At 68.3% G+C, this 24,878-nt stretch carries 24 protein-coding genes; 15 read left to right on the forward strand and 9 right to left on the reverse strand.

Annotated elements, in window-relative coordinates; genetic code table 11:
• Positions 1–24 precede the first annotated feature (24 nt).
• Complete coding sequence (locus AC5LXX_RS27605) at positions 25–408, reverse strand: hypothetical protein (protein ID WP_493411785.1); 384 nt, start codon at positions 406–408, stop codon at positions 25–27.
• A gap of 408 nt (positions 409–816) precedes the next feature.
• On the opposite strand from AC5LXX_RS27605, the gene AC5LXX_RS27610 reads away from it, so the two are divergent.
• The 3 genes from AC5LXX_RS27610 to AC5LXX_RS27620 all read left to right on the forward strand — a co-directional run bounded on the left by AC5LXX_RS27610 (position 817) and on the right by AC5LXX_RS27620 (position 3,301).
• Positions 817–1,560 (forward strand): SDR family oxidoreductase, encoded by a 744-nt coding sequence (locus tag AC5LXX_RS27610; protein ID WP_493411786.1) that lies wholly within the window; start codon positions 817–819, stop codon positions 1,558–1,560.
• Positions 1,561–1,633: 73 nt separating this feature from the next.
• Positions 1,634–2,155, forward strand: coding sequence for a GNAT family N-acetyltransferase (locus AC5LXX_RS27615; RefSeq protein ID WP_493411787.1), 522 nt, complete (start codon positions 1,634–1,636; stop codon positions 2,153–2,155).
• Positions 2,156–2,353: 198 nt separating this feature from the next.
• The gene (locus AC5LXX_RS27620; RefSeq protein ID WP_493411788.1) at positions 2,354–3,301 is read left to right on the forward strand and encodes a GlxA family transcriptional regulator; all 948 of its coding nucleotides are present in this window, start codon (positions 2,354–2,356) and stop codon (positions 3,299–3,301) included.
• Between the two features lie 74 nt (positions 3,302–3,375).
• Here the strand turns inward: AC5LXX_RS27620 and AC5LXX_RS27625 are convergent, their stop codons facing one another.
• The 4 genes from AC5LXX_RS27625 to AC5LXX_RS27640 all read right to left on the reverse strand — a co-directional run bounded on the left by AC5LXX_RS27625 (position 3,376) and on the right by AC5LXX_RS27640 (position 6,841).
• Entirely contained in the window at positions 3,376–3,858 is a 483-nt protein-coding gene (locus AC5LXX_RS27625) for a YybH family protein (RefSeq protein ID WP_493411789.1), read from the reverse strand.
• 124 nt (positions 3,859–3,982) lie between these two features.
• Positions 3,983–4,837 (reverse strand): DJ-1/PfpI family protein, encoded by an 855-nt coding sequence (locus AC5LXX_RS27630; RefSeq protein ID WP_493411790.1) that lies wholly within the window; start codon positions 4,835–4,837, stop codon positions 3,983–3,985.
• Positions 4,838–4,990: 153 nt separating this feature from the next.
• A complete protein-coding gene (locus AC5LXX_RS27635; RefSeq protein ID WP_493411791.1) occupies positions 4,991–5,737 on the reverse strand; it encodes a glucose 1-dehydrogenase in 747 nt (248 codons plus the stop codon).
• A gap of 207 nt (positions 5,738–5,944) precedes the next feature.
• Positions 5,945–6,841: an IclR family transcriptional regulator gene (locus tag AC5LXX_RS27640; protein WP_493411792.1), complete on the reverse strand. Its 897-nt coding sequence runs from the start codon at positions 6,839–6,841 to the stop codon at positions 5,945–5,947.
• A gap of 293 nt (positions 6,842–7,134) precedes the next feature.
• Between AC5LXX_RS27640 and AC5LXX_RS27645 the strand changes: the two genes are divergently transcribed.
• The 8 genes from AC5LXX_RS27645 to AC5LXX_RS27680 all read left to right on the forward strand — a co-directional run bounded on the left by AC5LXX_RS27645 (position 7,135) and on the right by AC5LXX_RS27680 (position 15,461).
• Entirely contained in the window at positions 7,135–8,217 is a 1,083-nt protein-coding gene (locus AC5LXX_RS27645) for an ABC transporter ATP-binding protein (RefSeq protein WP_493411793.1), read from the forward strand.
• On the forward strand, positions 8,218–9,201 hold the full coding sequence (locus tag AC5LXX_RS27650) for an ABC transporter permease (protein WP_493411794.1): 984 nt from the start codon (positions 8,218–8,220) through the stop codon (positions 9,199–9,201). It begins immediately after the preceding gene.
• Positions 9,198–9,992, forward strand: a complete 795-nt coding sequence (locus tag AC5LXX_RS27655; protein ID WP_124451201.1) for an ABC transporter permease — start codon at positions 9,198–9,200, stop codon at positions 9,990–9,992. Before AC5LXX_RS27650 ends, AC5LXX_RS27655 begins: the two co-directional genes overlap by 4 nt.
• On the forward strand, positions 9,992–10,339 hold the full coding sequence (locus AC5LXX_RS27660) for a (2Fe-2S)-binding protein (RefSeq protein WP_493411795.1): 348 nt from the start codon (positions 9,992–9,994) through the stop codon (positions 10,337–10,339). The genes AC5LXX_RS27655 and AC5LXX_RS27660 overlap by 1 nt, the downstream gene beginning before the upstream one ends.
• The gene (locus AC5LXX_RS27665; protein ID WP_493411796.1) at positions 10,336–11,769 is read left to right on the forward strand and encodes an FAD/NAD(P)-dependent oxidoreductase; all 1,434 of its coding nucleotides are present in this window, start codon (positions 10,336–10,338) and stop codon (positions 11,767–11,769) included. The genes AC5LXX_RS27660 and AC5LXX_RS27665 overlap by 4 nt, the downstream gene beginning before the upstream one ends.
• Positions 11,762–12,913 carry an NAD(P)/FAD-dependent oxidoreductase gene (locus tag AC5LXX_RS27670; protein WP_493411797.1) on the forward strand — a complete coding sequence of 384 codons (1,152 nt, stop codon included), beginning with the start codon at positions 11,762–11,764 and terminating at the stop codon, positions 12,911–12,913. Before AC5LXX_RS27665 ends, AC5LXX_RS27670 begins: the two co-directional genes overlap by 8 nt.
• On the forward strand, positions 12,910–13,956 hold the full coding sequence (locus AC5LXX_RS27675; RefSeq protein ID WP_493411798.1) for an ABC transporter substrate-binding protein: 1,047 nt from the start codon (positions 12,910–12,912) through the stop codon (positions 13,954–13,956). Before AC5LXX_RS27670 ends, AC5LXX_RS27675 begins: the two co-directional genes overlap by 4 nt.
• 164 nt (positions 13,957–14,120) lie before the next feature.
• The gene (locus AC5LXX_RS27680) at positions 14,121–15,461 is read left to right on the forward strand and encodes an MFS transporter (protein ID WP_493411799.1); all 1,341 of its coding nucleotides are present in this window, start codon (positions 14,121–14,123) and stop codon (positions 15,459–15,461) included.
• Between the two features lie 11 nt (positions 15,462–15,472).
• Here AC5LXX_RS27680 and AC5LXX_RS27685 read toward each other — a convergent pair whose 3' ends face one another.
• Positions 15,473–16,483 carry a 3-hydroxybutyryl-CoA dehydrogenase gene (locus AC5LXX_RS27685; protein WP_493411800.1) on the reverse strand — a complete coding sequence of 337 codons (1,011 nt, stop codon included), beginning with the start codon at positions 16,481–16,483 and terminating at the stop codon, positions 15,473–15,475.
• Positions 16,480–17,586: an NAD/NADP octopine/nopaline dehydrogenase family protein gene (locus tag AC5LXX_RS27690; protein WP_493411801.1), complete on the reverse strand. Its 1,107-nt coding sequence runs from the start codon at positions 17,584–17,586 to the stop codon at positions 16,480–16,482. The genes AC5LXX_RS27685 and AC5LXX_RS27690 overlap by 4 nt, the downstream gene beginning before the upstream one ends.
• Before the next feature lie 149 nt (positions 17,587–17,735).
• Here AC5LXX_RS27690 and AC5LXX_RS27695 point away from each other — a divergent pair, with 149 nt between their 5' ends.
• Together AC5LXX_RS27695 and AC5LXX_RS27700 are read left to right on the forward strand one after the other, a co-directional pair.
• Positions 17,736–18,704, forward strand: coding sequence for an AraC family transcriptional regulator (locus tag AC5LXX_RS27695; RefSeq protein WP_493411802.1), 969 nt, complete (start codon positions 17,736–17,738; stop codon positions 18,702–18,704).
• Positions 18,701–19,738 (forward strand): LysR family transcriptional regulator, encoded by a 1,038-nt coding sequence (locus AC5LXX_RS27700; RefSeq protein ID WP_493411803.1) that lies wholly within the window; start codon positions 18,701–18,703, stop codon positions 19,736–19,738. Before AC5LXX_RS27695 ends, AC5LXX_RS27700 begins: the two co-directional genes overlap by 4 nt.
• A gap of 44 nt (positions 19,739–19,782) precedes the next feature.
• On the opposite strand, the gene AC5LXX_RS27705 is transcribed toward AC5LXX_RS27700, so the two are convergent.
• Positions 19,783–20,901: a porin gene (locus AC5LXX_RS27705; RefSeq protein ID WP_493411804.1), complete on the reverse strand. Its 1,119-nt coding sequence runs from the start codon at positions 20,899–20,901 to the stop codon at positions 19,783–19,785.
• A gap of 410 nt (positions 20,902–21,311) precedes the next feature.
• On the opposite strand from AC5LXX_RS27705, the gene AC5LXX_RS27710 reads away from it, so the two are divergent.
• On the forward strand, positions 21,312–22,709 hold the full coding sequence (locus AC5LXX_RS27710; RefSeq protein ID WP_493411805.1) for a spinster family MFS transporter: 1,398 nt from the start codon (positions 21,312–21,314) through the stop codon (positions 22,707–22,709).
• Positions 22,710–22,859: 150 nt separating this feature from the next.
• The gene (locus AC5LXX_RS27715) at positions 22,860–23,849 is read left to right on the forward strand and encodes a PDR/VanB family oxidoreductase (protein WP_493411806.1); all 990 of its coding nucleotides are present in this window, start codon (positions 22,860–22,862) and stop codon (positions 23,847–23,849) included.
• A gap of 24 nt (positions 23,850–23,873) precedes the next feature.
• Here AC5LXX_RS27715 and AC5LXX_RS27720 read toward each other — a convergent pair whose 3' ends face one another.
• A complete protein-coding gene (locus tag AC5LXX_RS27720) occupies positions 23,874–24,794 on the reverse strand; it encodes a LysR family transcriptional regulator (protein ID WP_493411807.1) in 921 nt (306 codons plus the stop codon).
• Between the last annotated feature and the right edge of the window lie 84 nt (positions 24,795–24,878).

Consider the following 24,878-nt stretch of genomic DNA (forward strand, 5'->3'; position numbering starts at 1 on the left):
CGCCGTCCGGTGTGCGGCCGGATATTACGCCGCTCGTTGCAACAATTCCGATGCGAAAGACTGCGCATGCGCGACGGCTTCCTGTGCGTCGCCGAATATGCCGAGTTCATCCCAGTGCTCTTCGGCTGCGAAGGTTCCCTTCACCGCGAGCGCGCGCTGAACGCGCAACTGCGCCGCATATTTGCCGTCGTCCAGCGGCCGGGCCGTCGCGACGACCTTGTGCGGCGGGCTCGCCCGCTCCGGCTGAACCAGCTCGACGTGGCCAACCACCGTGCCGATGTCCATCAACTCGTTCCTGGCCTTGCAGTCCGGGCAGTAGAAGCACCACCCGGCGTCCTCCTGGCGGGTCTTGACCTGCCCGCGTGCCAGCACGGCACGACATTCAACGTTTTCGCAGATGAACGGCATCGCAGCGTCTCCGAAGTTGTTTGACGGAAATCCTAGCATGTCCGCCGGCGGTCAACCATCCGCATTGTTGCCGCGCCGGTCAGGCGCTCGCCAGCGCCTTTCGCGTGGCCGTGTCGCGCTTCGGCGGCGTGTCGAACAGGCGCGCGTATTCGCGGCTGAACCGGGGCGGGCTTTCATACCCGACGCGGAACGCCGCCTCCGCCGCGCCCGCCCTTCGGCCAGCATCAGGCGGCGCGCTTCTTCCTGCAGGCGAATCTGCGCACGAAAACGCGGCACGCCGGATGACGGCGCGTATCGCCGTCGCTGCATTCTCGGAGAATCGTGCAAGAAATGCGGACTCGCAGGATAACGGCGGCGCTGCTTTCCGCGCGATGCTGTCGACTCTTCTCCCTGAACCGAGGAACGGACATGTCCAGCCACAACATCGAACGGAAAGTAATCCTGATCACCGGCGCGAGCAGCGGGATCGGCGAAGCCACGGCCCGCTATCTGGGCGAGCGCGGCGCGCGCCTAATGCTCGGTGCACGCCGCACCGAGCGCCTTGCGGACCTTGCCGGCAACATTCGCGCCAAGGGCGGCACCGCCGCGTGGCGTGCGCTCGACGTCACGAAGCGCGACGACAACGTCGCGTTCGCTGAAGCCGCGCTTGCCGAGTATGGCCAGATCGACGTCATCGTCAACAATGCGGGCGTCATGCCGCTGTCGCCGATGGCGTCGCTGAAAGTCGACGAATGGGACCGGATGATCGACGTCAACATCAAGGGCGTGCTGTACGGCATCGCGGCCGCGCTGCCGGTGATGAATCGCCAGGGTTTCGGCCAGATCGTCAACGTGTCGTCGATCGGCGGGTTGCGCGTATCGCCGACGGCCGCCGTCTATTGCGCGACGAAATACGCAGTGCGCGCGATTTCCGACGGCTTGCGGCAGGAGAACGACAAGCTGCGCGTCACGAGCATCTGCCCCGGTGTCGTGACGTCCGAGCTGGCCGACACGATCACGGACCCGACCGCCGCCGACCTGATGGCGAAGTACCGCAGCATCGCACTCGAGCCGGAAGCGATCGCGGCAGCCATTGCGTATGCGATCGCGCAGCCCGCCGATGTCGACGTGAACGAGATCGTCGTGCGTCCGACCGCGACGATCGCCGGTTAGCGGCTGACGACGCGCCGGCCGGATGTCGCTCGCGATAAACTGTCCGCCCGACTACCGAAGCGAGACACCCCCGATGTTGATCCGCGTTGCGACCCTGGCCGATGCAGCCCCGCTTGCCGACTTGAAGCGCGATACGTTTCGCGAAACCTTTCTGCAGGACGGCTTCGACATCGACTATCCGCCGGGCGATCTCGCTGCTTACGAGGCCCGCAGCTACTCGGTCGAAACGGTCGCCGAACAGCTCGTCGACCCGCAGTGCCGCACGTGGATCGCCGAAAGCGACGACGGCACGCTGGTCGGCTATGCGCACGCAGGGCCGTGCAAGCTCCCGCACCCGGAGGTGACGGACGGTTCGGGCGAAGTCCATCAGATCTATCTGCGACGCGGTACGCAGGGAACCGGCGCCGGTCGTGCGTTGTTCGACGCCGCGCTGGACTATCTCGCCGAAGCACGCCCCGGCCCGGTATGGCTGGGCGTGTGGTCCGGCAACGCGAAGGCCATCGCGTTCTACGAGAAGGCAGGTTTCAGGCAGGTCGGCACGTACGATTTCAAGGTCGGCGAATCGACCGACCTTGAATACATCTACCGCCGCTGACTTTCGCCATTGCATGACAACCGCGCCCCGTCGGCAAACGACGGGGCGCTTCGCGTTGACGACTCGTCGCGTCCTGTCGGCCTCGCGAATCATCGATGGAGATGTCAACGACGTTTATCCCTCGTTTCCGGCCGAATGACATGATTCGAGGGTTCTCGGTAAAATACGCCTTCCTGATTTTTCGGTATCTGCCCTGTCATGCATCGAATCGGATTCTTCGTTTGCCGTGGCTACGATGCGCTCGATCTCGGCGGCCCACTGTCGGCCTTCAATCAGGTGGCCACGGCGGCCGGCCACACGCCATACGACCTTCACGTCATCTCGCAATCCGGCGGCCCGATCGCGGGCAATACAGGCGTTTCGATCGAGACGAAGCCGGCCGGACGGCGTTCGTTCGACACCATCGTTTTCATCGGCGGTGAAATCGAGCCGATGCAGTCCGCGGAAAATGTCGCCGCCGCCAAAAAACTGGTCGCCCGAACCGCGCGCGTCGCCAGCGTGTGCACCGGCGCGTTCCTGCTCGCGGAAACCGGCTCGCTGGACGGCTTGAGAGCAGCGACGCACTGGCGATACGCCGCGCTGATGCAGTCGCTCTATCCTCGCATCAAGGTCGACGGCGACAGCATCTATGTCGTGGACGGCCGCGTCTGGACGTCGGCAGGCATCGCCTCCGGGATCGACCTGGCGCTCGGCCTCATCGAAAGGGACATGAGCGCGGAGATTGCGCGCGCCGTCTCGAGGCTGCTGGTCGTTCCGTATCGTCGGCCAGGCGGGCAGTCCCAATTCTCCGCGATGTCGCAGATGGAACCGGAATCGGATCGCATCCGCATCGCGCTGAATTTCGCACGGGAACATCTGGCGGAAGCGTTGCCGGTCGAACGACTCGCGGACGCCGCGCGCTTGAGTTTGCGGCAGTTCGGGCGGGCCTTTCGCCGGGAAACCGGGGAAACACCCGCCCGGGCGGTCGAGCGCTTGCGCGTCGAAGCCGCGAGGCTGCGCCTGCAAGGCGGCAGCGAACCAATCGAACAGATTGCGCTGGCGGTGGGATTCACCGATCCGGAACGGATGCGGCGGGCCTTCATCAAGCTGCACGGCCATCCGCCGCAAGCGATTCGACGCGAGAGCCGATCGAACGCAGCGCGCTGATCGACTGCCGGCCGATCAGCGCGCCTGGCAGGCTGGCGGCGCGCCGGTACGTGACGCGCCATGTCGCCGGGCGCTCAATGGCCGTCGGTCCTGACCGGCGCGTAATCGTTCCACATGTCGCGATGCAGCTTCCAGGTGCCGCCCTGCTTCAGAAAGACGAGAATCTGCTTCGCGCGGATCTTGAGCTTGCCCTCATGGTCGCGGACCTCCGCATCCGACACCTCCGTCACGACGCGATCGTTACCGTAAAACTCGTAGTTGCTGAACGAGACGGTGCCGGGTTTCGATCCGGCATATCCGTTGGAAAAGTACTCGACGATCGCACGGCGCCCCGTGACTTTGTCGCCGGCGAGCGGCAGGAGTGCGCCGTCGTCGGTATAGAGACGGCCGATCGCCTCATAGTCCCCTCGCGCGAAGGCATCGGCCCATCGCGCGTTTTCGGCCTTGATGGCCGCTTCGGGCGGACGTTGCGAACCACCGGCGACAGCCGGCACCGTGAAGGCGAAAAAGGATACGCACGCTGCAAGCGCAGCCGTACAAAAACGAATCTGTTGCATCGGGTAATTTCCGGTTTTGGCTTGAATTGAAGCAGTTGCCCGAACGGGCTGGTGGCGCAGGCAGCGTCGCCTGCGATGTTCGTCGAGGCCGGCGGATGGCCTCGCACACATTGGCTGAAGGCGTTCAGCGAACGCCGGGGATTCGCGCAAGCCCCCTGGATGCACCGGGCAGCTTCTTGTCGACCATCGCGATCAGTTCCGGCCGTGCGTCCCTCGGATGACCGGAATGGAACGGCGGCGCGGGGTCGTATTCGATCACGAGTTGCGTGAACTCGGCGGCCTGTTGGCCGCGCAGTTTCGCGGCGACTCGGAGGGCGAAATCGATGCCCGCCGTCACGCCGCCGCCGCTCATGAAGCGGCCGTTGTCGTCCTCGACGAAGCGCTCGGGAACGGGAATCGCGCCGTATTCGGACAGCTTGTTGACGAAGGCCCAATGACAGGCACTGCGCTTGCCGTTCAGCACGCCTGTCGCGGCAAGCACGAGCGAGCCGTTGCACACCGACGTGACGTGTTTCGCGCTTTGTGCCAGGCGCCGGATCTGCGCCTGATACGCGGGTTGCATCGGCACGCTGAGATCGGATCCGCCGGGAACGAGAATCACGTCCGTCTTCTCGATATCGGCCAGCCGTTCGGTATTGCCGTACACGACGCCGAATTCGAGCGTCACGTTGCCGCCATTGAGGCTCGCGTAGCGAACGTTCGTATTCGGCAGCCGATGGAAAATCTCGCTCGGGCCCGCGAAGTCGAGCAGCGTCCCCCCGTCGTAATTGACGATCAGGATATTGAGCGGGTCGCTCGGCGCGAGCATGCCGTCGCTGCCTGCCTGTGCGAGCGCAGGCGTGGCGTGCCCGAGCAAGGCGCCGCCGCCCAGCACGGCGCCGAGCGTGGCGACACTTCCGAGCTTGAGCACGTCGCGGCGCGAACGTCCGGCACGCGAGAGTTGCTTGATGGAAGCGTCGTTATCGCTACTGTTGGTCAAGATGATTTCTCCTTGCACTGCGGCCCCTCTGCGAGCGCAACCAGGCCGGGCCGGATTGAACAACCGCCACGGCGAAAGACGCGGCGGACGTGAGACCAGGGATGTGGATGAGCCGCGACGACCTGTCGGGCTCCGGAATCGCGCGCTGCCGGCTTAAAGCTGCGACGCACCGCCGTCGACGACCAGCTCTGTGCCGACGACGTAGGAGGATTCGTCGCTGGCCAGATAGAGTGCCGCGTTGGCAATGTCCTCGGCCTTGCCCATGCGGCCGACCGGAATCGATTCGGCGAACTCGGCCTTGCGGTCGCGAACCCATTCGTCGGGCATGCCCCATCTGGAGAGCAGCGGTGTGTCGATCGCACCGGGGGCGATCGCGTTGAAGCGGATTTTCCGGTCGAGAAACTCGTAGGACCAGCTGCGGGCCAGCGATCGCACGGCGGCCTTCGCGGCCGCCGTCAGCGAGATGCCGTGCTTGCCGGTCTGCGCGACGAACGAGGTATTGAGGATGACGGAAGAACCTTCCCGCAAGTCCGGCAGCACCGCCTGAAGCGTGAACACCACGCCCTTGACGTTGATGTCCATGATCTCGTCGTAGAGCGCATCGTCGATGTCGCCGACCGCGGACGGGAACGCCCAGCCGGCGTTAGCGAACACGATATCCAGGCCGCCGAACTGCTCCTTGACCTCGGCGGCAATCGCCCGCATGTCGGCGAGCGAACGGACGTCGCCCTTGAGTACGATAGCGTTCTCGCCGAGTTCGGCCTTCACGCGCTCGAATACGGCCTCGTCGCGGCCGGTCACTGCTACGCGGGCGCCCTCCGCGACGAACAACTTCGCGGTCGCGAGACCGATGCCGCTGGTGCCGCCCGTGATCAACGCCGATTTGTTCCTGAGCCTCATCTTCCGTTCCTTTTCATGTCGTGACGGATCAGGCCGAAAGCTCGAAACGCCATCGCGTTTGCGCGCTGTTCACGGCTTGATCTTCCACTGAAGTATGGAACGCGGGGCAAATGGCTCAAAGGTCGTATAACCCTCGAAAAGCGTCATGCGATCCGAACGGTGAGCGCACCGGCATGCTTTATCGATAAACGGCGACGCGCGAGGCCGCTATACGGTTTTCCCTGACAGCCCGTGCATCGGCCGCCGCAACGCGGCGTCGAACGGATTGGTACGCGGCCCGATCGCGTCGGCCTGGCGCCGCAGCAGCTCGACGACCATCGGCATCCGGTCGTCGCCGAGGCGCGACGCGAGCGTGCCGACGCTCAAGGCGCCGACCGGGTAGCCGGTGCGATCGAGGATCGGCACCGCGACGCCGGCCATCCCGTCGAGCACGCCGCTGTTGCGGCCCGCGTAGCCGAGCTGTCGCACGCGTTCGATCTCGGTGCGCAGGTACACCTCGTCCAGTACGCCGTAGCCGCGAATGCGCGGCACGTTGAAGCGGATCACTTCCTCGCGCTCGGCTTCGGGCAGGAACGCGAGGATCGCGAGGCTGCCCTGCCCGACGCCGAGCGCGATGCGTCCACCGATGTCGCCGGTAAACGAACGGATCGGAAACGGCCCTTCGCACAGGTCGAGACACACGGCGTCGAAGCCGCTCTTCACGAGCAGGAAGATCGTCTCGCCGAGGCTCGCGCACAGCCGCAGCAGCGCGGGACGGCACAGCGTGCGCATGCTGCTCGGGTTGCCGGCCTGCGCGGCGAGCGCGAAGAAGTCGACACTCAGCCGGTACAGCTTCGACTGCTCGTCCTGTTCGACCATCCCTTCGGCGATCAGCGATTGCAGGATCCGGTGCACGGTGCCCTGTGTGAGACCGACGGCCTTCGCGAGATGCGTGACGCGCACGCCGTCCTGCTGCATGCCGGCCAGCGCGCGCAGAATCGCGAACGCGCGCTGCAGCATGCCGGTGCCCGGTGCGCCGGCCGCACCGGCCGCGTCGACGGCGTCCTCGTCCGGGCGCGATGCGCGTGCGGCCGGCGGCGTTCCGGTCGAATGGGGTTCCTGCATGCCGGCTCTCCTCGATGATTTCGTTGAACGGAATACGGTAGCAGCCATTGTCGCCCCGCCGATATTCCCGCGGCATCCGGGTGTGCACGGGATTGACGCGTCCGTTTCGCGGCCGGGGCGCCTCTCATCCAATGGAACGATTCGCACGTGATATCTCCATTCATTCCGATCAACGGAATTTTTTAGAAATTCCTCCCGATCAGCAGAATTCGAAATTGACGCTCCGAAATATGGCTGGCTAGAGTCCGCCACATCGGTACACCGGCCACGCGGTGTGCGAACCGGAGCTTCCCATGTCGTTTCTCACGCTTACGGATCTGACGAAAACCTTCGGCGAGCTCACCGCCGTCGCCGACGTCAACCTGTCGGTCGAACAAGGCGAATTCGTGTCGCTGCTCGGGCCGTCCGGCTGCGGCAAGACCACCACGCTGCAGATGATCGCGGGCTTCGTCGACGTCACGCGCGGCCGCATCGCGCTCGACGGGCAGGACATCACGCACCTGAAGCCGAACCGGCGCGGGCTCGGCATCGTGTTCCAGAGCTATGCGCTGTTTCCGCACATGAGCGTCGCCGAGAACGTCGGCTTCGGCCTCGACATGCGCGGCGTCGACAAGGCCGAGCGCGCCGAGCGCATCCGCGCGGCGCTCTCGCTCGTGCGTCTCGACACGCTCGCGCACCGCTTTCCGCGCGAGCTGTCGGGCGGCCAGCGGCAGCGCGTCGCGATCGCGCGCGCGGTCGTGATCGAGCCGCCGGTGCTGCTGCTCGACGAACCGATGTCGAACCTCGACGCGAAGCTGCGCGAGGACATGCAGTTCGAGCTGCGCGCGATCCAGCGCAAGATCGGCACGACGACGATCATGGTCACGCACGATCAGTCGGAAGCGCTGTCGATCAGCGACCGCGTGGTCGTGATGGAAGCCGGCCGCATCACGCAGACCGATACGCCGTACCGCGCATACGAGCGCCCCGAAAACCACTTCGTGTCGCAGTTCATCGGCAAGGCGAACCTGCTGCCCGGCACGATCGTCGCGCACGACGGCGACGCCATTCGCATCGACCTCGGGCACGATCTCGCCGAGACGGGGCGCACCGCGCACCTGCCGCCGCGCGAACGCGACCTGCGCGTCGGCGATGCGGTGTCGGTCTGCATCCGTCCCGAGAAGCTGCGGATGTGCGCGCCCGATGCCGGCCGCTTCGCTGCGACCGTCACGAGCCGCTTCTTCCTCGGCAGTCAGTGGCTGTACCGCGTCGACAGCGCGCTCGGCGAAGTGCTCGTGTGCTGCCAGAACGAAGGCGTGGAGCCGCTGGCGGAAGGCGCGCCGGTCGGGATCGACTGGCACAGCGACGCGGTGCGCGTGATGCGCCGGGAGGCCTGAATGGGACAGCCTACCCGTCCGCTCCCGACCGACGGCGCGCCGGCCGCGCTCGCGCAGTCGGCTGCGGTGTCCGCCGATGCCGTGCCGGCACGTGCCGCCGCCGCGCACCCGATGCGCGCGACGTGGCGCGCGCATGCACCGCTGTGGCTGATGTGCGCGCCTGCGTTCGCGCTGTTCGCCGCGCTCGTGCTCGTGCCGCTCGCGATGACGTTCGTGCTGACGTTCTACCGCTTCGACCCGGCCACCGGCCCGGTCGCCGCGTTCCAGTTCGGCAACTACGCGGAAGTGCTCGGCTCGTCGTACTTCCACACGATCTTCGCGCGCACGTTCGGCATCGCCGCGCTGACGACCGCGATCTGCGTCGCGATCGGCACGCCGGAGGCGTACGTGCTGTCGAAAATGCGCGACCCGTGGCGCTCGCTGTTCCTGCTCGCGATCCTCGCGCCGCTGCTGGTGTCGGTCGTCGTGCGCGCGTTCGGCTGGAGCATGCTGCTGAACACGAGCGGGCTCGTGAACCAGGCGCTCGGGCTCGCCGGCCTCGGGCCGTACAAGCTCGAATACACGACCTTCGCGATCGTGATCGCGCTGGTACACGTCATGCTGCCGTTCATGGTGATCCCCGTGTGGACCGCGCTGCAGCGGCTCGATCCACAGACCGAGCATGCCGCGCTGTCGCTCGGCGCATCGCCGTTCACGACGCTGCGCCGCATCGTGCTGCCGCAACTGATGCCGGGCGTGCTGTCGGGCAGCCTGATGGTGTTCGGGCTGTCGGCGAGCGCGTTCGCGATTCCGGGCCTGCTCGGCGGACGCCGGCTGAAGGTCGCCGCGACGGCCGTCTACGACGAATTCCTCGGCTCGCTGAACTGGCCGCTCGGCGCGACGATCGCGGTGCTGCTGCTGGTCGCGAATCTCGTCGTGATGCTCACTTACTACCGCGTGCTCGAACGCCGCTACGCGCGCAGCCTCGGAGGCGCATCGCGATGAGAAAGAACGGCCCCTTCGCCCTCGCCTTCCACACGCTCGTGATCCTGTTCGTGCTCGCGCCGCTCGTGATCGTCGTACTCGTCGCGTTCACGCCCGACGAAACGCTGACGCTGCCGACCCGCGGGCTGTCGCTGCGCTGGTTCCGCGCGATCCTCGACTATCCCGACTTCGTCACCGCGTTCTTCAACAGCGTGAAGCTTGCGTTCGCGTCGGCGACGCTGTCGCTCGCGATCGCGCTGCCCGCGGGCCTCGCCATCGGCCGCGCGACGTTTCCCGGCCGCGCGTTCCTGAACGGGCTGCTGCTGTCGCCGCTCGTGATTCCCGGCCTCGTGCTCGGCATCGCGCTGCTGCGCTTCTTCGCGCTGATCGGCGCGACCGGCTCGTTCGCGTGGCTCGTGCTCGCGCACATGATCGTCATCACGCCGTTCGTGATGCGACTCGTGCTCGCGTCCGTCGCGGGCCTCGATCGCAGCATCGAGCAGGCCGCGTGCTCGCTCGGCGCGGACCCGTGGACGACCTTCCGCCGCATCACGCTGCCGATGATCGTGCCCGGCATCACGGGCGGCTGGCTGCTCGCGTTCATCAACAGCTTCGACGAACTGACGATGTCGATCTTCGTCACGTCGCCGCAGACGGTCACGCTGCCCGTGCGCATGTACATGTACGCGACCGAATCGATCGACCCGATGATGGCGTCGGTGTCTGCGCTCGTCATCTTCATCACCGCCGGCGCGATGCTGCTGCTCGATCGCGTGTACGGCCTGAACCGCATCCTGATCGGCCAACACTGATGACGACTTCCGTTTCCCGTTCCACCGGCATCGCGGACGACGGCGCGCAGTTCGTGCGCGTCGCCGAACGCGAGCGCGCCGCCGTCGCGTTCGTGCTCGACGGCCGTCCCGCGCAGGCGCTCGCCGGCGACACCGTGCTCACCGCGATTCTCGTCGCGCAGCGCTGCGTGCGCGTCAGCGAATTCAGCGGCCAGCCGCGCGCGGGCTTCTGCCTGATCGGCGCGTGCCAGGACTGCTGGGTGCGCACCGAAACCGGTGCACGCGTACGCGCGTGCTCGACACCGATCGCCGAAGGCATGCGGATTCTCACGGCCGCCCCGCCGGCCACGACCGGAGACGCGTCGTGAGCGCCGTACCGCAACCGGTGATCGTCGGCGCCGGCCCGGCCGGCGTGCGCGCGGCCGAAGCGCTGGTCGACGCGGGGCTGCGCCCCGTCGTGATCGACGAGAATGCGCGCTGGGGCGGTCAAATCTACCGGCAACCGCCGGCCGACGGCGCGTTCACGCGCGGCAAGCGCACGCTGTACGGCTTCGAGGCCGCGAAGGCCGATGCCGTACACGGGACGATGGCCGCGCTGCTGCCGCATGTCGACTACCGGCCGAATACGCTCGCGTGGTCATGCGGCGCGGGCCGCATCGACACGCTGCAAGATGGCCGCGAAGTGACGGCGCCGTACTCGCACCTGATCATCGCGAGCGGCGCGACCGACCGCCTGCTGCCCGTGCCGGGCTGGACGCTCGCGGGCGTCTACACGCTCGGCGGCGCGCAGGTCGCGCTGAAAGCGCAGGGCTGCGCGATCGGCCGGCGCATCGTGTTCGCGGGCACGGGCCCGCTGCTCTACCTCGTCGCCTACCAGTATGCGAAGGCCGGCGCGCAGGTCGCGGCCGTGCTCGATACGAGCCCGCTGCGCCGCCAGGCCGCTGCCACGCCAGCGCTGCTGCGCGTGCCGTCGACCTTCGCGAAGGGGCTCTATTACCTCGGCTGGCTGCGCACACATGGCGTCGCAATCGAAACGGGCGTCACGCTCGAGCGCGTGCTCGGCGACCAGCACGTGACGGGGATCGCATGGCGCGCCGCCGGTAACGGCTCACCGCCGCGCCTGCTCGACTGCGACGCGCTCGGCCTCGGCTTCGGCCTGCGCTCCGAAACGCAGCTCGCCGATCTCGCCGGCTGCCGGTTCGGGTTCGACCCGCTCAGTCGCGCGTGGCTGCCCGAGCGCGACGCGGCCGGCCGCACGTCGGTGCGCGGCATTTACGTCGCGGGCGACGGCGCGGGCATCGCAGGCGCCGACGCGGCCGAAGCATCGGGCCGGCGCGCGGCGCTCGCGTTGCTCGACGACGCCGGCATCGTGTCGCCTGCGCCGTCCGGCAAACCCGATGCGGCGACGCTCGAACGTACGCTCGCGCACATCGGCGCATTCCGCGCGGGCCTCGAAGCGGCGTTCGCGCCGCCGGTCGAGCTGGCCGCACGCTGCCCCGACGACACGATCGTGTGTCGCTGCGAAGAAATCGACGCGGGCACGCTGCGTCGTTGCGTCCGCGATGGTGCGGCGACCGAACTGAACCGGCTGAAGGCGTTGACGCGCGTCGGGATGGGCCGCTGCCAGGGCCGCATGTGCGGCGACGCGGCCGCGCTCGTGCTGGCCGCCGCAACCGACCGCCCGCTCGCCGATGTCGGCCGGTTGCGTGCGCAACCGCCCGTGAAGCCGTTCCCGATCTCGGCCGCGCTCGCGGGCGACGAGGTCGCGGCGATTCCCGACGAGGCGCGCGATGAATGAGATCCGGCATTACGACGTCGCGATCGTCGGCGGAGGCCTCGTCGGCGCATCGGCCGCACTCGCGTTGGCGCGGCGCGGCTTGCGCACCGGCCTGTTCGAACGGCGCGACTGCGGTGCGCAGGCGAGCGGCGTGAACTACGGCGGCGTGCGCTGCCAGGGCCGACCGGCCGAGCAGCTGCCGCTCGCGTTGCGTGCGCGGCGCATCTGGGACCGCCTGCCCGAACTGATCGGCATCGACGGTGAATTCGTCGTGTCGGGCCACCTGCGGCTCGCGCGCAGCGACGCCGATCTCGACGCGCTCGACGCTTACGCGACGCTCGCCGGCGAACACGGCCTACCGCTGCAGGTGATGCGCGGCGATGCGTTCCGGCGCCGCTACCCGTGGCTCGGCCGCGCGGCGCTCGGCGGCTCGCTGTGCGAGACCGACGGTCACGCCAATCCGCGCCTCGTGTCGCCCGCGTTCGCGCGCGCGGCCCGCGCGGCCGGCGCGGACGTATTCGAGCACGCGCCCGTCGACGACGTTCACCACGACGGCGCGTGCTTTCACTTTCAGGCAGGCGGCCGCGCCTGCACCGCGACGTGGCTGATCAACTCGGCCGGCGCGTGGGCGAACACGATCGCCGAACGCTTCGGCGAAGCCGTGCCGATGGAGCCGATCTACCCGAACATGTGGGTGACTGAACCGCTGCCGCCGTTCATCACGCACAACCTCGGCGTGTACGGCGGCGGCGTATACGCACGGCAGGTTGCACGCGGCAACTGCGTGATCGGCGGCGGCCGTGGCCATGGCGACGGCGAATTCGGCCAGCCGTCGGTCGATACGACGCGCGCGGTGATGCGCGACGCGTGCACGCTGCTGCCCGCGCTGCGCGATGCGCTGCTGATCCGCACGTGGAGCGGCGTCGAAGGCTGTACGCCCGACCACAACCCGATCATCGGCGCGAGCCGCACGACGCCGCGCCTGCTGCATGCGTTCGGTTTTTCCGGCGGCGGCTTCCTGCTCGCGCCCGGCGTCGGCGACGTGCTCGCCGATCTCGTCACCACCGGCGAAACCGCCACGCCACTCGATGCATTCTCGATCGGCCGCTTCGCCCGCGAAGCCGCGCCGACCGCCCCTTTCCGTCAAGAGGAGACCCACAGATGAAACTGCTTGGAACGATCGCGGCCGCCGCCGCCCTCTGTATCGCAGGCGCCGGCGCACCCGCGTTCGCACAAACGAAGACGATCTACGTCGGCATGAACGGCGGCCCGATGGAGAAGGCCTATACGAGCCAGGTGCTGCCCGACTTCGAGAAGGCGAACAACGTGAAAGTGGTGATCGTGCCCGGCACGTCGTCGGACGTGCTCGCGAAGCTGCTCGCGAACCGCAACAAGCCGCAGATCCACGTCGCGTTTCTCGACGACGGCGTGATGGCGCGCGCGGTCAGCCTCGGCGTGTGCCAGAAGCTCGACGATTCGCCGGTGCTGAAGGAACTGTACCCGTTCGCGCGGATGAAGGACGACATCGGCGCGGGCGTGCAGCTCGGGATGACCGGCATCGCGTACAACAAGAAGCTGTTCGCCGAGAAAGGCTGGACGCCGCCGACGTCGTGGATGGATTTCGCCGATCCGAAATACAAGGGCAAGGTGGTGTTCCAGTCGGCGTCGAGCAGCACGTTCGGGCTGCACGGCTTCCTCGCGATCAACCGGCTGCTCGGCGGCAGCGAGCAGAACGTCGAGCCGGGCTTCAGCAAGTGGGCGAGCACGGTCGGGCCGAACGTCGTCGAGTACATCCCGAACTCGGCGAAGATCTCGGAGATGGTGCAGACCGGCGAAGCCGGCCTGTTCCCGCTCACGCCGACCGGCGTCGGCGACCTGCAGGACAAGGGCATCCCCGTCGCATACGCGAACCCGAAGGAAGGCCCCGTGCTGCTGCTCGTCGACCTGTGCGTGGTCGCGAACAACCCCGATCCGCAACTCGCACAGAAGCTCGCGCAGTTCCTGCTGTCCGCGCCCGCGCAGACGAAGGCAGCCGAGGCCGGCAAGCAGATTCCGACCAACCGCGGCGCGAAAATGCCCGCCGCGATGCAGCAGAGCCTCGGCAATGTCGACGATCTCGTGCGCAAGGTGACGGTGGTCGACTGGACCGCGATCAACGCGCGGCGTGCACAGTGGGATACGCGGTGGAATCGGCAGATCGAGCGGTAACGCCGCCGGGCGCGCGCGGGCACGGCCGCGCGCCGACCATCATTTGCGGGAGTGATGACACTCCCCTTTTTCTGCGGATTTGACCGTGGAGCGGCGGGCCGACAACACTAGCCCGCAGTGCCGCGAAAGACGGCACGCGCCTGCCTCCCCCTTCAGAGTCCGCCATGTACCCGACCGACACCGTGCAATCCCCGGGCGCCGCTGCCGCGCCGCTCGCCGACCGGCAACTACGCCGGATCGTCATCGCCTCCGTCGCCGGCAACGCGATGGAATGGTATGACTTTTTCGTGTACGGCACGGCCGCCGCGCTGGTATTCGGCCACGTGTTCTTCCCGCCCGGCGCCTCGCCGCTCGCGGGCAGCCTCGCCGCGTTCGCGGCATTCGCGCTCGGTTTCGTCGCGCGGCCGCTCGGCGGGATCGTGTTCGGCCACGTCGGCGACCGCTACGGGCGCAAGGCGTCGCTCGTGTGGACGCTGCTGATCATGGGTGCCTCGACCTTCGCGATCGGCCTGCTGCCGACCTATGCTCAGATCGGCCTGTGGGCGCCGGCGGCGCTCGTCGTGCTGCGCCTGCTGCAGGGCATCGCGTCCGGCGGCGAATGGGGCGGCGGCGTGCTGATGATCAGCGAGAACGCGCCGCCCGAGCAGCGCGGCTACTACGCGGCGTGGAGCCAGCTCGGCGTGGGCGGCGGCTTCGTGCTGTCGTCGGCGGCCTTCCTGGCCGCGCAGACGGTGCCGGACGAGATGTTCCGCACCTGGGGCTGGCGGCTGCCGTTCCTCGCCAGCATCGTCATCTTCGCGATCGGCATCTATATCCGCCGCCACCTGCCGGAGAGCCGCGACTTCCAGCTGGCCGGCAAGCGCGGCGCGCACACGCATCTGCCGATCGTCGAGTGCATCCGCCGTCATCCGAAGGAAATCCTGCTTGCGATGGGGCTGCGCGTGGCCGAGAACGGCGGTGCGTACATCTTCCTCGCGTTCTCGCTCGTCTACGGCAAGTACGTCGGCATCCCGAACGGCGTGATGCTGACCGGCGTGATGCTCGCGATGATCGTCGAAATGGGCGCGATGCTCGCGTGGGGCCGGCTCTCCGACCGGATCGGCCGCAAGCCCGTGTACCTGATCGGCGCGCTGAGCCTCGTCGCGTGCGCGTTTCCGTTCTTCTGGCTGCTCGATACGCGCGTGACGCCGCTCGTGTGGCTCGCGCTGACGGTCGGCACGGCCGTCAGCCACGGCGCGATGATCGGCACGCTGCCCGCGCTCGTCGGCGAACTGTTCAGCACCGAGGTGCGTTACTCGGGCGTCGCGCTCGGGCATGAAGTCGCGTCGATCTTCGCGGGCGGGATGTCGCCGCTGATCGCGACCGCGCTGCTCGCGCGCTATCACGCGTCGTGGCCCGTGTCGCTGTTCCTCGTCGCGCTCGGCCTCGTGACGGTCGCGACGCTGTGCGTGATGCGCGAGACGCGCACCACGCATGCCGACGGGTCGCACGGCGACGCCGCATGATCGCGCGACGGTCAGCGCCCGGCTTCGTGCCGTGCGCTGTCGAACGCCGGTGCGAGTCCCAGGTGATCGAGCAGCCGCGCGAATTCGCCGAGCCGCTTCTGCATGTATGCGGGGACGTCGACGTCCGCATAGTCGTGAAAGCCGGCGCCCGTGCGCACGCCGTCGCGCCCGGCTTCCATGTTCCGCACGACGCTCGCGGCCGGTGCGAAGCGCGGGCCGATCTCGCCGGCCAGGTACTTCGACGCGTAGTACAGGATGTCGCAGCCGCCCCAGTCGATGAATTCGAGCAGCCCGAGCACCGCGAAGCGCGGGCCGAAGCCGGTGCGGATCGCCGTGTCGATGTCTTCGGCACTCGCGACGCCCTCCTCTACCATCCGCGCGGCTTCGTTCATTGCGAGCGCCTGGATGCGCGGCACGATATAGCCCGGCGCCGGCCCGCAGATCACCGGCTTCTTGCCGACGCGTTCGAGCAGCGCGGCGAGCATGTCGACGACGGCTTGATCCGTCGCCTCGCTGCGGCTGATCTCGACGAGCGGCATCAGCAGCGCGGGATTCAGCCAGTGTGCGTTCAGCATCCGCTCGGGGTGCACGACATGGCGCTGCAGCTCGGTGACGACGAACGTCGACGTGGTCGACGCGACCGTTGCATGGGCATCGATGTGGTCGCCGAGCCAGCGCAGCGCGTCGGCTTTCGCATCCAGCACTTCGGGCAGCGCTTCGAACACGATATCGGCATCGCGCACCGCTTCCGCCGCGCCGCCATGCGAGACGAGCGCGATGCGCGCAACCACGGCACCGGCCTGTGCGGCATCGATGCGGCCGAGCGCGACCTGCGCGTGCAGCGGCCTTGTGATCTCGTCGCGCGTCCGCGCCTCGAACACGTGCCAGCCGGCCGCATCGCGCCGCTTGAAGTCGATCAGCGTCACGTCGAGGCCTGCGAACGCGAACACGAGCGCGATCCCCTGCCCCATGCGTCCCGCGCCGAGCACATGCACGCGCATCACATCAGCGGCCGCCTTCATGCCGTGTACCCCTTGTCGAGCAGCGCGCGCATCGCGTCCTTCGACAGCGCTGCAAGCCCGAGCCGTTCCAGCGTGCGCCCTTGCGCATACAGGTCGCGCGCGGCGACCGCGCTCGCGACGCTCAGCAGCCCCTGCGCGACGGGCGTCGGCACGCCGGCCCAGCGCCCGCACGACACGATGAACGACAGCCCGAGCCGGGTGTCCTCGAGCATGTAGCGATGCGTACGCAAATCGATCTTCTCGCGCCAGTCGCCGCTATCGGTCAGCTTGCCGTGCGCGCCGCGCCCGTACATCCATTCGTCGCCTTCGGTCGCGTAGTGATCGGCGAGCGGGAAATGCGGCGCACGGTAGCCGAGCGCTTCGCGCACCGCGATGCGTTCGGCGTCGAGCGCATTCGTCACGCGGCGGATCGACGGTTGCGTGCCTTCGTTGTGGATATCCCACGCATCGAAGTGTTCGAGCGGACCGGCGTTCATCAGGATCAGCGGCGGATGGATCACGGGGCCCGCATTCATCAGCGCGCCGGACAACGCATCCTCGACCGGCTCGACCGACGGATAGCCCGCGCGCAGCACGTCGAACGCCCAGCCCGCCGCATTCGCCGGCAACACGCCGGTCGGCAGGCGCGTCGCGTACGCGCTGATCACGACGTCGTTGTCGCCGTGCTTGCGCACGAGGTACGGCAGCGTGCCCGTTTCGGCGTACGCGACGCGCGAGCGATTGCCGGCTTCGGCCGCCGCACGCGCGAACACGACGCTGCCGAACGTGCCGGGCGGCAGGAAGACGACCTGACCGTCCTCCAGCAGCGGCGCAACCTGCGCGGCCAGCGCGCCGTGCGACGTGGACGGCAGCGGCACCACGACGAGCTGCGCACCGCGCAGCGCGGCCGCGAGGTCGTCGGTCAGGCGGATCGCACCGGGCGCGTCGCCGAGCGGCACTGTCCGCCTGCCGCGATGGTCGGTCACGTTCAGCACGCCCAACTCGCGCAGCCGCGCGTGCGGCTCGCGGTCGCGCCGCCACCACGTGACGTCGTGGCCCTTCTCGAGCAGGTCGATCGCTGCCGCATGGCAGCCGTGGCCGCCGCCCAGAACACATGCCTTCATCGTTTTCTCCCGGTGATTGAGTGTTTCCGAGACTACGCGGCCGCCCTCGCCGCGTCGCTTCAAAACGCGCAACGACACGCCCGTTCGCGCAACGCAATCGCGGCGCGGCGCATCCTGCCGCGCCCCTGCATCCGCTACGAGGTCTATCGATGGACATCGCCCTTTCCCGCCATGCGCCGAACCGGCTCGGCACGCTGCAGGCGCCCGACGAAGTCGAACGCGCGGTCGCGCACCGGCTCGGGCCGCACCGGATGGCCGCGTACGGCCGCGATCCGTTTCATGCCGAACTGTATGAAGTGCCGCTGCATCACGGTGCGCTGCTCGAACTCTGCTACGGCCGCGAAACGCGTATCGATTTCGGCGACGATGCCGATCACTTCCTGTTCAGGCTGACGCTCGCCGGGACGTGCGAGCTGCGGGCCGGCAGCGTCGTCGCACACGCGGGCCCCGGCGAGCTGACGGTATCGTCGCCGGCGCTCGCGAGCCGACTGCGCACGAGCCCCGATTGCCGCAACCTCGTGCTGCGGCTCGAACGCGACGCGCTCGAACGCAAGCTGCAGGACATGCTGAAGGCGACACTCAAGCGGCCGTTGCAGTTCGAACTCGCGAGCGGCGGCACCGGCGCCGCGCTCGTGCTGCCGACCTTCGAGTACCTGTGCCGGCTCGGCGCGCAGCCGGGCATCGGCACGGCGTGGCCGGTGCTCGGTGCCGACCTCACCGCGTGGCTGATGTCACTGCTGCTCACGCACCTGCCGCACTCGTACAGTGACGCACTCTCACGCGGCACGCCGCTGCTGCCGGCGCACGTGCGCCGTGCGTGCGATCACGTCGATGCACATCTCGGCGAACCGCTCGCGCTGGCGCCGCTGGCAAAGGTCGCGGGTGTCGCGCCGCGCACGCTGCAGCACGCGTTCCGCACGTTCCTGCACACCACGCCGGCCGCGTACGTGCGCGAGCGCCGGCTTGCGGCCGTGCACGCGGCGCTGCAGCGCGGCGACGCACGCAGTGTGACCGACGTGCTGATCGCGCACGGCATCCATGGCTTCGGCCATTTCGCGAAGGCGTATGCGCGACGCTACGGCCATGCGCCTTCCGTCACCGCGAGGCAACCACGATGACGCCCACCGCTTCAGGCCGCCCGGCGGCCCCAGTCCGCGCCGAACCTTCCGCGCACGATGCCGACTCGCCCGACGGCCTGCGCGTGCAGGACCTCGATCTCAACCTGCTGAAGACGTTTCGTGCGGTGTACGAGGAGCGGCACGTGGGACGTGCGGCGCTGCGGCTCGGCGTCACGCAGCCGTCGGTTAGCTACGCGCTCGGCCGGCTGCGACTGATGTTCCGCGACGCGCTGTTCGTGCGCACCGGCACCGGCGTCGAGCCGACGCCGCGCGCGCAGCGGCTCGCGATCTCCGTCGACAAGGCGCTCGCGATCCTGCAGGACGTGCTCGACGAAGGCTCGCGCTTCACACCCGACAGCACGCAGCGCGTGTTCCGCCTGCACATGAGCGATTTCGCGGCGAGCGCATTCCTGCCGACGCTGCTCGCCGCGTTCGACCGGCGCGCGCCGGGCGCGGTGATCGAGACGCTGCACGTCGACGAATGCCAGCTCAACGTCGCGCTCGAATCGGGGCGCATCGATTTCGCGCTCGGGCATTTCGCCGATGCGTCGAGCCACTTCCAGCGCACCGCACTGCTGCACGAGCGCTGCGTGCTGCTGATGCCGCGCCGCACCGCGCAGCGCGTCGGACTACCCGACGATTTCGTGCTCGACGGCGCGGCGCCCGACGCGCTGCGCTTCGTCGCGGTCACGTCGCATCCGCAGTCGATGCAGCTGCTCGAACGGCACGCGCTGATGCCGCGCGTACGCGCGGCGCTGCCCGATTTCATGGTGGTGCCCGCGCTGCTGCAGGACGGCGACTACGCGCTGATCCTGCCGGAGACGATCGCGATCACGTTCGCCGCGCGGCAGCCGTGCGTGCTGTACGACATCGCCGGCGCCGGCGAATGGGCCGTCAACGCGTACTGGCACCGGCGCTTCGACGCGGACCCCGGCCATCGCTGGCTGCGCGCGCTGCTGCTCGAACTGTTCAACATCGGCGAGCAGGCGCCGTTCGACGCATGGCTCGCGCCGCAGCCGCCCGCCTGCGCGTAGCGGCGCAAGCGGGCCCGCGCACGGGCGCGCGCCCGCCGGAACGCCTAGAACGACGTGAGGATCCCCGCGACGAGCGAGCTCGCGGTCGCACCCGGCCTGGCGACCGCGACACCGCCGCCCGCCGCGCCGTTGACGACGAAGCGCGCATGCGCGCCGTTGCGCACCATCGCGGCGCCCGTATACAGCACCGTCCGCTTCGACAGCGGATAGTCGAAGCGGATGCCGTACGAATCGGCGTTGCCGTCGCTATCCGCGACCTTCCGGTAATGGCCGACGCTCAACAGCAGCGACGCGCGCCCGATCGGCACCGTCGCGCTGAGTTCCATGATGTCGCTGTGCGGATACGCGCTCTGGCTGTCGATCGCGGTCGCGACGTCCGGGCCGCCGCGGTGGCGCAGGTACAGTGCGGCCACCTTCACGACATTGAAGTCATACGAAATCGCGCCGAGCGTGTAGTTGCCGTTCTCGGCCGTGCTCGTCGCGCCGAGCGTCGATGCGGCGACCGGGCTGAACTTCTGCTGCATGTAGTCGACGTCGACCGACAGCCCGCCGCGCACGTAGTTGATGCCAGCGCCGTACGTATCGCCGAGCGTCGCCGGCTGGCCGGCCGCGCCGTTGGCGCCGCGCGCGGCCATCGCACGCAGCAGGAAGCCCGCGTAGCGCGGCGACGTATAGCGCATCGAGTTGCGTACGCGCAGGAACGCGGGCCCGACGAAGTTGTTGGTCGCGTTGCCCCATGCAAGCCCCGCGCCGAGCCCGGGCAGGCTGTACGTGACGAGCGTCGTATGCAGGATCGTGTAGAGCTCGCCGAACTGCACGCCGCCGAACGGCCCCGTGATGCCGACCCACGCTTCGCGGCCGAACAGCGCGCTGCTGTTCGACAGCGCACCGCTGCCCGCGTTGAAGCCGTCCTCGAGCTTGAAGATCGTCGCGTAGCCGCCGCCCAGATCCTCGACACCCTTCAGCCCCCACTGCGACGCCCACAGGTTGCCGCTGCCCATGCGCGTCACGTGGTTCGGCCCGGCGTTCGCGTATTCGATCGCGGTGTCGATGCGGCCGTAGAGCGTCACGCTCGACTGCGCGGCGGCCGGCAGTGCGATGCACGCGAGCAGCGCGGCAAGCGGTGCGGCAAGCCGGTCGGCTCGCCCGTTCGGTTGGTTCATCTTCGTCGTCCCGTAGAAGTGCCGGCGCCGGTCGGCGTCGCGCCGCGTGGTGTGATGCGCGTCCGCCGCAACGGGCCAACGCTGCCGATCAAAAACGGGCCGAGTCTAGGAACGACAATTTCGGACGTCGACGCAATGCGCTCTATAACGCTTATAGATGCGCCGCATGAGGCGCGCGCGCCCCGCCGCACGCGCGCTGCGCGGCGGCCCGCGCGCTCGGCCTCGGTGTTTTCTTTATCCGGGTCGGTAAATGTCCGTGTGGCGCCGCTGTCACTCCGGCTATGGCGGCCGAATTTGGCCGACTACGCTGCGTTTCCGATCGTGTCACCCGCACGCTTTCGCGCCGCGACGGCGCCCGGCCCGCCAGGCCGATGCCGCGCTTTTCCACCGCCCGCTCCTGGAGAACCCGCATGTCCGCATTCACGGCCCGCGCTGCCGACGGCAAGCGCTATACGTACGAATGGTATGTCGTCGTCATCTGCATGCTCGCGTACGTCTTTTCGTTCGTCGACCGCCAGGTCCTCGTGCTGATGATCGAGCCGATCAAGCGCGACCTGCATCTGTCCGACACGCAGTTCAGCCTGCTCAACGGCTTCGCGTTCTCGCTGTTCTACGCGGTGATGGGGCTGCCCGTCGCGTATCTCGCCGACCGCTATGCGCGCCCGCGCATCATCTCGATCGGCATCGCGCTGTGGAGCGTCGCGACCGCCACGTGCGGGCTCAGCCAGCATTTCGTGCAGATGTTCATCGCGCGGATGGGCGTGGGCGTCGGCGAAGCCGCGCTGTCGCCCGGCGCGTATTCGATGCTCGCCGACTACTTCCCGAAGGAGAAGCTCGGGCGCGCGATCGCCGTGTACTCGCTCGGCTCGTTCATCGGCGGCGGCGTCGCGTTCCTGATCGGCGGCTACGTGATCGCGCTGCTCAAGCATGCGAGCGCGTTCACGCTGCCGGTCGTCGGGCAGGTGCACGCGTGGCAGGTCACGTTCCTGATCGTCGGGCTGCCGGGGATCCTCGTCGCGTTGCTGTTCGCCGCGACCGTGCGCGACCCGCAGCGCAAGGGGCTCGCGCAGGACCGCTCGGGTGCCGTGCGGCGCGTGTCGATGCGCGATTCGCTGCGCTTCGTCGGCACGCATCGCGCGACCTTCTCGTGCCACTACCTCGGCTTCTCGTTCTACGCGATGACGCTGTACTGCCTGCTGAGCTGGACGCCCGCGTTCTATATCCGCCGCTTCGGGATGACGGCAGTCGAAGCCGGCTACACGCTCGGCATCGTGCTGCTCGTCGCGAATACGGCCGGCGTGTTCTGCGGCGGCTGGCTCAACGACTGGCTGCTGCGGCGCGGCCGGACCGATGCGCCGATGCGCGCCGGTGCGATCGGTGCCGCGTGCATGGTGATTCCCGCGACGCTGTTCACGCAGCTCGACAGCCTGCCCGCGTCGCTGGCGATGCTGGTCGTCGCGATGTTCTTCGCGTCGTTCCCGATGCCGACGTCGACCGCCGCGATGCAGACGCTCGCGCCGAACCAGATGCGCGCGCAGATCTCCGCGCTGTTCCTGCTCGTGTCGAACCTGATCGCGCTCGGCATCGGCACGACCGTCGTCGCGCTGTTCACCGATCGCGTGTTCGGCGCGCCTGCCGCGGTCGGCCATTCGATGTCGATCGTCAACGTCGCGGCGGCCACGCTCGCGGCGCTGCTGCTCGCCGCCGGCTGCCGGCACTATCGCCGCAGCCTCGATCGCGAACGCGGTCACGCGTCGGCAGCGGCGCCGCTGGCAGCCGATGCGGGCGACGCGATTGCCGTACGTTGAGCGCAATCGCGCCCCCAACCATTATTTATTCCACTGATTCACGCATCGCTTTTTAATCGATTTGATTTATGCGATGCCCGTCCCTATTCTCGATCGCATGACGGCGCGGTGCCTGCCGCGCCGCTTTCCTCCTACCCCACGGAATTTCCCATGCAAGCGAACCGCCACCAGGTCCGGATCGACGCGCTGATCGACGCGGCGCAGGACATCCGCTGTTTCCGGGTTTCGCGCATCGACGGCCAGCCGTTCGATGCGTACGAACCGGGCGCCCATATCGACGTCACCGCGCCGTCCGGCATCACGCGCCAGTACTCGCTGTGCGGCAACCCGGACGAGCGCGGCAGCTACCTGTTCGCGGTGAAGAAGGAGGCGCAGTCGCGCGGCGGCTCGCGTTCGCTGCACGACGACGTGGCCGTCGGCGCCGAACTGTCGATCGGCGCGCCGCGCAACCTGTTTCGTCTGGCGGATGACGCAAGCGAACACGTGCTGATCGCGGCCGGCATCGGCATCACGCCGCTGCTGTCGATGGCGTATGCGCTGCACAAGCGCGGCGCGCGTTATCGACTGCACTATTTCGCACGCAGCCGCGAGCACGCAGCCTTCGTCGATGCACTGTCGGCCGAGCCGTTCGCGCCGCACGTGACGTTCCACTACGGCGTCGAACCCGCTGCGCTCGCGGCCGAACTCGGCCGTTGCGTCGAATCGATCGATGCGCACGCACATGTCTATACGTGCGGCCCGGCGGCGTTCATGGATGCGGTCGTCGCGGCGGCCGCGACGCGCGTGCCCGAAGACTCGATCCATCTCGAACGCTTCGCTGCAGCCCCCGTCGCCGCAGAGGCAGGCAACGCCGAAGCCGGCACCGGCCCGGCCGGCGGCTTCGAAGTGCGGTTGCAGCGCAGCGGGCAATCGGTGCGCGTGACACCCGACACGTCGATCGTCGACGCGCTCGCGCGGATCGGCATCGAAGTCGATACGTCATGCGGCGAAGGCGTGTGCGGCACCTGCATGGTGCCCGTCGTCGACGGCGAGCCCGATCATCGCGACCACTGCCTCAGCAAAGCCGAACGCGCGAGCAACACGGTGATCTGCTGCTGCGTGTCGCGCGCACGTTCGGCGGTGCTGGTGCTGGATCTCTGAGGCGGCTAACGCGCGCCGCCACCGTCACACGTCGTCGAAACGCTCGACGAGCTCGGCGAGCAGCGCACGCATCCACGCGTTGCCCTCGTCCTCGTGGAAGTGCTCGTGCCAGTGCATCGTAACGGGCGCTGGCGGCAGCGTGACGGGCAGGTCATAGAGGCGGAACGCGTTGTCGCGGTTCAGGATCTGCGCGAGCCGCTTCGGCAGCGTCGCGTAGAGATCGGTGACCGACAGCACGCTCGGCAGCGCGACGAAGTGCGGTACTTCGAGCGCGATGTTGCGGCCCACGCCCTGCGCACGCAATGCGTCGTCGAGCGCGTGGTGGCTATGCTCGACCGACTTCACGTTCACGTGCGCGGCGCGCACGAACTGCTCGAGACTCAGCGTGGCACCGGCCGGCAGCCCGCGCCGGCGGCCCGTCATGCACACGTAGGTTTCCTCGAACAGCACCTGGTGGCGCGTGCGCGGCATCAGTTCCGGCAGGTTGCCGATCGCGAAATCCAGCCGGCTCGCGCGCAACGCCTCCTCGATCTCCTCCACCGGCAGCGGCTGCACGCTCAGCGTCACGCGCGGCGCGCGCTCGCGCAGCGCCTGGCAGATCGCCGGCAGGTACGCCATCTCGCCTGCATCCGACAGCGACACCCGGAACGTGCGCGTGCTGGTGGCCGGATCGAAACGCTCCGCGTAGCGCAACGCCACGCGCACCATGTCGAGCGCCTTGCCGACGATCCCCGCGAGCTCGAGCGCGACCGGCGTCGGCTGCATGCCGGCGCGCGTGCGCACGAACAGCGGATCGTCGAACAGCGTGCGCAGCCGGCCGAGCGAATAGCTGACGGCCGGCTGCGACAGCGCGAGCCGCTCGCCGGCCTTCGTCAGGCTGCGTTCCTCGACGATCGCCTGGAACACGCGCAACAGGTTCAGATCGAGATGATCGACCGACGTCATCGTTGCCTCCATTATTGGCCGTATTTATTGACTGGCTAATTTTAGATCAATTTGACGGATATGTAGCGGAAGACGAGACTGGGT

Source organism: Burkholderia torrens (genome assembly GCF_984668525.1).